This is a genomic window from Fretibacterium sp. (genome assembly GCF_057312375.1).
Genome location: NZ_DBHLDX010000069.1, coordinates 1 through 9,953 on the forward strand (window position 1 = coordinate 1; position 9,953 = coordinate 9,953).

Consider the following 9,953-nt stretch of genomic DNA (forward strand, 5'->3'; position numbering starts at 1 on the left):
TCTTCATTGGGCTCATGGGCCTCTCCACTTTCGAGCTCATTCAGGTAATGGACAAGGGATTGCAGGTTTTCCTCCGAAAGCGCGTGGATGCGGCGGTACAGGTTTTTTCGGGTCTTTGCGTTTTCCATGTGGGCCACGTTCATCTTTCCCAGCTCCTCTCGCTCTCCGCTCTTCTGTTACCAAAAGGGCCTTTCCTTCTGTTGGGAAAGGCCCTTCTTTAAAATTAACCTCGACATGCCAAGCATTGAGCCGAGGATTCCTTCTGGTGGAGGCGGGGGGAATTGAACCCCCGTCCGACGTGGGCCAGCGTGACAGCGCTACAGGCTTAGTTTTCTTTTAATTGTCGTCAAAGGTGAGGCAGAAAACGGCCTTCCTTCTTCCAAGACCTCTGGTCTTTTTCACCCCAGCAAGATCCGACTGTGAGCGAAGCATCTGTCTAAAATGACGTCTCCGGCGAGCCAACAGACGAGCTCATCCTTCGACGTGGCAGGCCTAAGCCGCCAATGCGTAATCGTTATCGACGTTTATTCGTCTGCCCGAATGTTTAACGAGGATTACGGACATAACTCGACCTGCTCTGTCAGGCACTCCACGCGCCGTCGAAACCTGTCGCCCCCAATAAAACCGGCTTTATCATAAACTTCCCGACAACACGAACGGCGAGCCGCCAGCATGACGGGAAGAGCCGTCCTCTCAATCGTACCGCCCGTTGCGCCTCACCGCACGCGCCATGTCCCGCTTCGCGTCCCGGTCCGCAATGGCGTCCCGCTTGTCGTGTGCCGTCCTGCCTCGCGCCAGGGCCAGTTCCACCTTGGCTCGCCGCCCCTCCTTAATATAGACGGAGAGAGGGACCAGCGTCAAGCCCTTCTCGCGGACCCTGCCCTTCAACCGCAACAGTTCGTGGCGGTGGAGGAGCAGCTTACGCCGTCGCTCCGGCTCGTGATTGTAATACGTCCCCTTCTCGTAGGGGGAGATGTGCATCCCCACCAGCCAGAGCTCTCCCGCTTCCAGGGAGGCGTAGGAATCCTTGAGGTTCAGGTTCCCGGCGCGGACGCTCTTGATCTCCGTCCCCGTCAGGACGATCCCGCACTCGAAAGCGTCAACGATAAAATAATCATGCCTTGCCTTACGGTTCTGGGCCACCGTCTTATTCGCCTTCTCCGGCATCTCATCCTCCTCCCCAATTTCATTTAGCTCTTTATTCTATCACACAATCTTGCATTGACAAGAGGCTTTTCTTTGTAACCCCGCTGTCCGTTCCCGCTTCAGGCCAAACGCCCCAAAAACGGGAGGACATGCCCCCTGAGCCACGACGGGCAACTGGCGGCCTTGTTGATTTTTTGAGGACGTTCCATTAGAATGACATATTGTATCAAAAGGCTGTTTGTATATGGAAATGTGTCATCGTCCTCCCTGTCCGACGCGCGATACGGTGGGGACGGTGTAGATGGAATGGGGTGAGAGTCCCCGCGCGGCCGGCACTGTAAGCGTGAGCCCATGCTGAAGCGTCTCTTCGGGACGCCATGACGAACGTCAGTCACTGCGGCATCAGGCCGTGGGAAGGCAGGCATCGGGCGCTGGGGGTTCTCCCCCTGGATCGCAAGTCAGGAGACTTACGCATTTCCTCCGGAGGACGTTGGCCCCCTGCCCGGGGCGGACGTCTTGGCGCGTAAAAACGGACGCGCCGACCTTCTCGCTTGCAGAAGCGCAGAGGGCCGGCGCGTTTTTTCTGCGGCGCACCCAAGGTGCGGGCTTGCTGCCCGCAAGAGTTTTTCACTATTTTGGGGATTTTGGGAGGCAACGATGAAGAGAACGGTTTTTGCGGCGCTTTCCCTGGCGATGGTGCTCCTCTGCGGCACGGCCATGGCGAAGGACGAGATCGTCGTGTCGGGCGGCGACAACGCGGTGGCAGGGAAGTTCGACCCCGTCCGCGGGTATGGCGTCTGGGCGGTCGACATCTTTCATTGCCACTTGCTGAAGGCCGGCAGGGACAACCTGCTGGAGAAGGACCTGGCGACGGACGAGAAGGTCAGCGAAGACGGGCTGAAGTACACGTATGAAATTCGCGAGGATGCGAAGTTCGCCGACGGCCACCCCCTGACGGCGGAGGACGTCGTCTTCACGTTTGAGAGCACGAAAGCCGCCGCGTCGGCCGCGGACCTCTCGATGATGGAGAGCGTTCGGGCGATCGATAGCCGCACGGTGGAGTTCACGCTCTCCCGTCCGTGGTCGTTCTTTCCATACATCCTGAGTTACGTCGGCATCGTGCCGAAACACGCTTACAAGGAAGGGTACGGCGACATGCCGCTGGGCTCCGGCGCGTGGCGCATCGTGGACTTCCAGGTCGGGCAGCAGATGATCCTGGAGCCCAATCCGCACTATTACGGCAGGAAGTCCCCCTTCAAACGAGTGACGATCCTTAAGGTGGACGACGACGCCGCGCTGGCGGCAGCGAAGTCGGGACAACTGGACTTCGTCTTCATCCCGGCGGAGTTCGCGGCCGCAAAACAGGAGGTTCCGGGCATGAAGCTCCTGACGTTCGACACCTTCACCTCGCTGGCGATCAACCTGCCCGTCATCCCCGAAGGGGTCGGCTCAGGGGATGAGAGGGTGGGCAACAACGTGACCTGCGACCCGGCCATCCGCCGCGCGCTGAACGTCGGCATCAGCCGCCAGCTTCTGGTGGATCAGGCGCTGAGCGGGATGGGGAAGCCGTCCTTCACCATTGGCGGCGGCTGGCTGCCCTGGGCCTCGAAGCGGACGTTCGAGGACGGACGCCTGGAGGAGGCAAAGAAGATGCTTGAGGAGGCCGGCTGGGTGGATTCCGACGGCGACGGCATCAGGGAGAAGGACGGCCTGAAGGCGGAGTTCACGGTCAGGGGCCGCAGCAACGACATGCCCCGCTACAACGTGGTCGTCGCCGTGGCGGAGAGCGCCAAAGCGCTCGGCATCCGCATCGTCCCCCAATCCGCGCCCTGGGTTGAAGCGCGCCACGCCCGCGCCACGCCGACGTGCTGGGCGATCGGCTACCCCAGCCCTTCGGACTTCTACCTGTATTACCACTCTTCGCAGATCAACAAAGGCGCCATCGGCAATCCGCCCTCGTACTCCAATCCGGAGGTCGATGCGTTGATCGACAGCGCGCTGCGCGCCACGAACCGGGATGAGAGCGACAGGCTGTGGCAGCAGGCCGAGGAACTGGCGGACGCAGACGTGCCGTTCCTGTACGTTGCCTGCCCCCAGGACAGCTACCTCGTCCGCGACGGGCTGACGATACCGCCGCTTGGAAGGGTCAAGCCCAGGAACCAGGGCCGGGCGGGGCTGGAGAACCTGAACGAGTGGAGCTGGAGCGAATGATTCCAGGGGGAAGGAGAGGGGTTCGTGAGTAAGGGATTCGCACGGTACGTCGCGGGGTCTCTCGGGCGGCTGCTGCTCCTGCTCGTGTCCTGTTCCGCGCTCAGCTTTTTTCTAGTCACGGCGTCGCCCATGAAGGCAGTCGATGCCTTCCTCGGCGAGGTCAACGTTTCCGAGGAGCAGCGGGCCCATATCGAGGAGCAGTGGGACCTGAATCGACCGCCCCTGGAGCGCTACATCAAGTGGGCGGCGGCGGCCCTGCGGGGCGACCTCGGACAGTCCATAACGCATCACAAGCCGGTGTCGCAGGTGCTGGCGGAGCGCTTCAAGGCCTCGCTGCTTCTGATGGGCACGGCCTGGGCGCTGTCCGGCGTCCTGGGCCTGATCCTGGGGATCGTCGCCGGCGCGTGGCGGGGCGGTTGGCCGGACAGGGTGATCAAGACCTTCAGCCTGCTTCTGGCCTCGACCCCGGCGTTTTGGCTCGGACTCTTGATCCTGATCGTGTTCGCCGTGCAGCTGCAGTGGTTCCCCCTGGGGCTCTCCATCCCCATCGGGCGCGTGGCTGCGGAAACGACGTGGGCCGAACGGCTGCACCACCTCGCCCTCCCTGCGTTGACGCTGTCGATCACCGGCGTGGCAAACATCGCGCTGCACACCCGGCAGAAGCTGATCGACGTGCTGGACAGCGAATACGTCCTCTTCGCCCGCGCCCGCGGCGAGGCGCTGTGGCAGATCATCCGGCGCCACGGCCTGCGCAACATCGCCCTGCCGGCGGTCACGCTGCAGTTCGCCTCGGTCAGCGAGATATTCGGCGGCTCCGTGTTGGCGGAGAAGGTGTTCTCCTACCCCGGCCTGGGCAGCACCGCCGTCGAGGCCGGACTGCACGCGGACGCGCCGCTCCTGATGGGCATCGCCCTCTTCAGCGTGCTCTTCGTCTTCGCGGGGAACCTGGCCGCGAACGTCCTCTACGGGTTGATCGACCCGCACATTCGGGAGGGGGAGAAAGCCCATGGCTGAAGCAGCCGTCAAGGCGGTGCGCGGCCCGTGGCTGAATCGCCGCCGCAGGACGCTCTGTGCGATTGGGCTGGGGGCTATCCTCCTCGCGGGGATCTTCGTCTGGGGATCGCTCCTTGGCCCCGGCGACTATGGCCCCAACTACTCGGCGCGGTACGTCGCCCCCTGTGCCGACCATCCCTTCGGGACCGACAGCCTGGGGCGCGACATGTTCTTTCGCGTCGTCGCGGGCCTGTCGCTCAGCATCCGCATCGGCCTGATGGCTGCGGTCATCAGCTCGGTCATCGCGCTGGTCCTGGGGAGCCTGTCCGCCGTCTTCGGCGGCTGGGCGGACTCCGTCGTCAGCTACTGCGTTGACCTGTGCATGGGCGTGCCACACCTGATCCTGCTCATCCTCATCTCCATCGCCGCCGGAGGAGGCGCCGCGGGCGTCATCACGGGCGTCGCCGTCACGCACTGGCCGAACCTGACGCGCCTCATCCGCGCGGAAATCCTCCAGATCCGCTCCGCGCAGTACGTGCAGGTCGCGCGGAAGATGGGAAAGGGTCCGCTCCACATCGCTCTGCGGCACATCGTCCCTCACGTATTTCCACAGTACGCCGTCGGCCTGATCCTGCTGTTTCCGCACGCGATCCTTCACGAGGCCGGCATCACGTTTCTGGGCTACGGCCTGCCGCTCGACACGCCGGCCATGGGCGTCATCCTCGCGGAGTCCATGCGACACCTGGCGGCCGGCATGTGGTGGCTGGCGTTCTTCCCCGGCCTGGCGCTGCTCCTCGTCGTACAGCTTTTCGACGTCGTAGGCGACAGCCTGCGGGTGTTCGTCGACCCGCACGCTGCGAGGGAGTAGGGGGGACTGGAGATGGGCGAATTGAAAGACAGCCTCCTGAGAGTGTGCCACCTGGCCGTGAGCTTCGAGAGCTACGACACGCACCTTGAGAGGGTGGACTACTGCGCCATCACCGACCTGAGCGTGTCGTTGGAGCGTGGAGAGATCCTGGCCGTCGTTGGGTCGAGCGGCTCCGGCAAGAGCCTGCTGGCTCACGCGGTGCTGGGGATCCTGCCCGACAACGCGCGCGTTCGCGGCGAGATGTTCTACCGCGGCGCGGTCATGACGGACGGGATGAAGTCCCGCCTGCGCGGGCGGGAGATCGCGTTCATCCCACAGTCCGTTGCCTACCTCGATCCGCTGATGCGCGTGGGAGACCAGGTGTGCGGCACGGCGGGGGAAAGCGCTCGGGAGAGGCAACGGGCGGCCTTTCGTCACTTCAACCTGAAGCGCGAGACGGCGGATTCCTATCCCTTTCAGCTTTCGGGCGGAATGGCCCGGCGCGTCCTCCTGTCCACGGCGTTCGTCGCCGACCCGGAGCTTCTGATTGCGGACGAGCCGACACCTGGACTGGACCTGGAGCTGGCCATCGAGGCGCTGAAGGACTTTCGCGTCATGGCGGACCAGGGGAAGGGCATCCTCCTCATCACGCACGACATCGATTTGGCGCTTGGCGTGGCGGATAAGGTCGCGATTTTCCACGAGGGCCGCGTCGTGGAAACCGCCGCGGCGGCGGCCTTCAGCGGGGACGGCGCCGGCTTGAAGCACCCTTACAGCCGCGCCCTGTTTCGGTCTCTGCCCCAGAACGGGTTCTCCCTGGAGCGCTGCCCCGCGTGCGGGGCAAGCGAAGCGACGTGGGACGTGGACGAGGAAACGATGAGGTGCAGGTGCAGCGATGCTTGAGGTCAAGAACGTCGGGTTTCGTTACGGGGGCGGACCGTGGGTCCTGAAGGACGTGAGCCTTAAGGTCGCCGATGGGGAGCGCATCGCCATCCTTGGCCCCAGCGGCTACGGCAAGAGCACGTTGGCAAAGCTCATGGCCGGGTACGAACGCCCCGCGGAGGGCACGGTGCTGTGGAACAGTGCCCCGCTGCCCAGGCGCGGCTACTGCCCCGTTCAGTTGATCTACCAGCACCCGGAGCGGGCGCTCAACCCGCGTTGGAAGATGCGGCAGTCCCTGTTCGAGGCCGGAGCGCTGGACGAAGGCGTCCTGCGCGAGATGGGCATCCGGCCCCTGTGGTACGATCGCTGGCCCATCGAGCTGTCGGGCGGCGAGCTGCAGCGCTTCTGCGTGGCGCGCGTCATGCGGAGCGAAACGCGCGTCTTGATCGCCGACGAGATGACGACGATGCTGGACGCCTTGAGCCAGGCGCACATTTGGCGCTTCGTGCTGCATTACGCGGAGCGGCATGGCATGGCCGTGGTGGCGATAACGCACAACCGCGCTCTGGCGGAGCGCGTCGCGGACCGCATCATCCACATTCCAGAGCTGAATCACGTGCAGGTGGACCGCAGCAGCCTGTGACGTTGCCTGCGCCCCCGGTGCGCGAGGCGCAGAACGGATCGGGGAGGTATATTTTATTTTTAAGGAGGGCAACAGGTTGAGGTCTTTCAAGAGAGGTTTTTTGGCGTTTTTGTGCTGTGTGCTGTGCGCGCAAGGCGCGCTGGGCGCCGAGTTCGTCAAGTTTGTGGACGACAGCGGGCAGGAGGTGACGGTGCCGCGCTCGCCGGAACGTGTTCTCATCACGTCCATCATGCCTTTGACGAGCGTGTACTGCCTCTATCGCGGCGGCATTACAGGATTGATCGGCATCTCAGACGGCACGAAGGTGGCGGCACGGTACTCCTACCTTGCAAAGATGTTTCCGAAAATCCTCGATATTCCTTCCGACTTCATGAAGGGCGGCGAGGTGAACGTCGAGGAAGTTCTGAAGTTGAAGCCGGACGTCGTGTTCTACAACGCTGCGCGTCCGGAGGAGGGGGAAGCCTATCGCCGCATCGGGCTTCCTGCCGTGTGTTTCCGCACAGAAAAGTATCATGGCGACCCGCTGGGGACGATTGCCGACTGGCTGGGCTATCTTGAAAGGATCTTTGGCGCAGGCGAGGGAACGGCGGGCGTCGCGGACTATGGCGCGAAGACGCTTGAAATGGTGCGGGAGCGCCTCGCTGCGGCGGGCGACCTCAAGCGCCCCAAGGCGGTTATCTTTGCCGGCTACAGCGGAAACCAGCTCGTGGCGTCGGGCTCGAACCACTATTCCGAGTTCTATCTGCGCGAGTGCGGGGCGGTGAACGTAGCGGCGGAGATTGACGGCCAAAAGGGCGTCAACCTCGAACAGGTCTACGAGTGGGACCCGGAGGTCATACTGATCAACAATTTCTGCCCCTATGTGCCTGAGGATTTCTACGAGAACAAGATCGCCGGCTACGACTGGGGTCTGGTAAGCGCTGTGAAAAACAAGCGCGTCTACAAGTTTCCTCTGGGCATCTATCGCTGGTATCCGCCGTCCGGCGACACCCCGCTCTGCATCCTGTGGGTTGCCCAGCAACTGCATCCGGAGCTGTTCAGCGACGTCGATATCGCGAAGGAACTTAGGGATTACTATCAAAAATTCTACCACTACGAGCCAACGGACGAGGACATCGCCAAGATACTGCACCCCGGACGCGAGGCCGCCATCTTCAACTGATGGCTCTATCTTCAAGGAGGGCAGGCGCGCTTTTGCTGCTTGCCCTTCCCCTCTTGACGGCACTCCTTTGCCTCGGCGTGGGGCGGTACTCCATCAGCCTGTGGGAAACGCTCCACGTCCTCTTCTCGCCGCTGACGGGAGAAAAAGTCGACGCCATGCAGTTTGCCGTAGTGTTCAAAATTCGCCTGCCCCGCATCCTGCAAGGCGCTTTATGCGGTGCGGCGCTGGCCGTGTCCGGCGCAGCCTTTCAGAGCTTGTTCAACAATCCGCTGGCGGTGCCAGACACGCTTGGCGTGGCCAGCGCCGCCTCCTGCGGGGCCGTGATCGCTCTGATGCTTCGCTGGAACCTGCTGGCCGTGCAGGCAACGGCTTTGGTCTTCGGCTTGATCGCCGTGCTCCTGACATGGGCGGCGGCAAGGATTCGGAGACAGAGCACGATCGTGATGATCGTGCTGGCCGGCATCGTCATCTCCGCGCTGTTCGACGGATTGCTCTCGCTCCTGAAATACGTCGCCGACCCCGAGGAAGCGCTGCCGACCATTACCTATTGGCTGATGGGCAGCCTGTCGGCCTCCAACTACTACACGCTGGCGCTTGGAACGCCGATGATCGGCGCCGGGCTTTTGACTATATTTCTGCTGCGCTGGCGACTCAACATCCTCTCCCTCGGCGAGGACGAAGCGCGTTCCATGGGCATTCACCTGAGAGCCATGCGCTTCACGGTCATCTTTGCGGCAGCGGCGATGACGGCTTCCTGCGTTTCGATGTGCGGCAAGATTGGATGGATCGGCCTCCTGATCCCGCACCTTGCGCGCATGGTCGGCGGCGGCAGCAATCAACGCATCATCCCCCTCAGCCTGTCGTTCGGCGCAGCGTTTACGCTCTGTGTTGACACGGTGGCGCGGAGCGTTACCGCCGCGGAGATACCGGTTTCGATCCTTACGGCCATCGTGGGCGCCCCCGTGTTCATCATGCTGTTGCGCTCCACGCAGGAGGGGGCATGAAATGATCTTTGCGGTCGAGAATGGCTGTTTCGGCTATCGTCGCGGCTCGCTCCTCCTGCGCGACATCTCGTTCCGCATAGAGCCGGGAGAGGTGCTGGCGGTTCTGGGGGCAAACGGGGCGGGGAAAACGACGATGCTTCGTTGCATGATGGGTTTCCTGCCATGGCGTGACGGAGGGACCTTTATCGACGGACGCGAACTCTCGTCGTTCACCCCTCGACAGATATGGAGAAAGATGGCTTACGTGCCGCAGGCGAGAACGGCTGGCTTCCCCTATACGGCGTATGAAATGACGCTCCTTGGGCGAAGTGCGCACCTTGGAGCGTTCAAGCAGCCGGGGCCTGACGACGAGAGAATCGCCATGGAGTGCATGGAGGAAACGGGAATCCTGCACCTGAAGGATAAGCCCTGCAATCGCATGAGCGGCGGCGAACTGCAGATGGTCCTGATCGCTCGCGCGCTGACGACGCAACCATCCCTGCTGGTGATGGACGAGCCGGAGTCCAACCTGGACTTTCACAACCAGCTGGTGATCCTGGAGGTCATTCGTCACCTGGCGCACGACCTTGGCAAGTCCGTTGTGCTGAACACGCATTTTCCTGACCACGCCATGAGGCTGGCGGACAAGGCCCTGCTCTTGAATCGGGATGGGACAAACCTCTATGGCCCAGTGAATGAAGTCGTGACGGTGGAGAACATCCGCAGCGCCTTTGGAGTGCACGCCGCGATCCGCAAGATCGAAGACAGGGGAGAACTTTACGACATCGTGGTTCCGCTGTCGCTTGCATAACGCGCCGCGCACTTCACCCCCACGTACCATTCCCCCTGAACTTGCTTAAGGAAGCACTGATTATACCAAATCGCGTTTTATATGGATTGCCTCCCCTGATGAAGCCCCTAAGTTCGACGACGCAAATCAGAGATCTGCTGTCTCACTTACGAAAGGGGAGACGGGTTGCGTCAGCGAACCGGAGGGGTTCGGCCAGACGACACGACTTACGGACGCCGCCAGGCGGTCGGCGTCGTGTCGGTCGGCTGAGGGCGAAGGAAGTCCGGGGGACTTCC

General features: G+C 62.5%; 9 protein-coding genes, 1 other RNA gene and 1 riboswitch. Of the genes, 8 read left to right on the plus strand and 2 right to left on the minus strand.

Going from position 1 to position 9,953, the window contains the following annotated elements:
* Positions 1–263 precede the first annotated feature (263 nt).
* Positions 264–617: a transfer-messenger RNA gene (gene ssrA / locus ACO41U_RS08875) on the minus strand.
* Positions 618–693: 76 nt separating this feature from the next.
* On the minus strand, positions 694–1,167 hold the full coding sequence (gene smpB / locus ACO41U_RS08880) for an SsrA-binding protein SmpB (protein WP_485943255.1): 474 nt from the start codon (positions 1,165–1,167) through the stop codon (positions 694–696).
* 217 nt (positions 1,168–1,384) lie between these two features.
* Positions 1,385–1,635, plus strand: a riboswitch (cobalamin riboswitch).
* A gap of 168 nt (positions 1,636–1,803) precedes the next feature.
* Between smpB and ACO41U_RS08885 the strand changes: the two genes are divergently transcribed.
* The 8 genes from ACO41U_RS08885 (at position 1,804) to ACO41U_RS08920 (ending at position 9,678) form a co-directional block, all read left to right on the plus strand.
* Positions 1,804–3,357 carry an ABC transporter substrate-binding protein gene (locus ACO41U_RS08885; RefSeq protein WP_485943257.1) on the plus strand — a complete coding sequence of 518 codons (1,554 nt, stop codon included), beginning with the start codon at positions 1,804–1,806 and terminating at the stop codon, positions 3,355–3,357.
* Positions 3,358–3,381: 24 nt separating this feature from the next.
* Complete coding sequence (locus ACO41U_RS08890) at positions 3,382–4,371, plus strand: ABC transporter permease (protein ID WP_485943259.1); 990 nt, start codon at positions 3,382–3,384, stop codon at positions 4,369–4,371.
* A complete protein-coding gene (locus ACO41U_RS08895; RefSeq protein WP_485943261.1) occupies positions 4,364–5,218 on the plus strand; it encodes an ABC transporter permease in 855 nt (284 codons plus the stop codon). The genes ACO41U_RS08890 and ACO41U_RS08895 overlap by 8 nt, the downstream gene beginning before the upstream one ends.
* A 12-nt stretch (positions 5,219–5,230) precedes the next feature.
* Positions 5,231–6,100, plus strand: coding sequence for an ATP-binding cassette domain-containing protein (locus ACO41U_RS08900; protein ID WP_485943263.1), 870 nt, complete (start codon positions 5,231–5,233; stop codon positions 6,098–6,100).
* A complete protein-coding gene (locus ACO41U_RS08905; protein ID WP_485943265.1) occupies positions 6,093–6,722 on the plus strand; it encodes an ABC transporter ATP-binding protein in 630 nt (209 codons plus the stop codon). Before ACO41U_RS08900 ends, ACO41U_RS08905 begins: the two co-directional genes overlap by 8 nt.
* 76 nt (positions 6,723–6,798) lie before the next feature.
* A complete protein-coding gene (locus ACO41U_RS08910; protein WP_485943267.1) occupies positions 6,799–7,884 on the plus strand; it encodes an ABC transporter substrate-binding protein in 1,086 nt (361 codons plus the stop codon).
* Positions 7,885–7,916: 32 nt separating this feature from the next.
* Positions 7,917–8,888 (plus strand): FecCD family ABC transporter permease, encoded by a 972-nt coding sequence (locus ACO41U_RS08915; protein ID WP_485943269.1) that lies wholly within the window; start codon positions 7,917–7,919, stop codon positions 8,886–8,888.
* Between the two features lies 1 nt (position 8,889).
* Positions 8,890–9,678, plus strand: coding sequence for an ABC transporter ATP-binding protein (locus ACO41U_RS08920; RefSeq protein WP_485943271.1), 789 nt, complete (start codon positions 8,890–8,892; stop codon positions 9,676–9,678).
* The last annotated feature ends 275 nt before the right edge of the window (positions 9,679–9,953 follow it).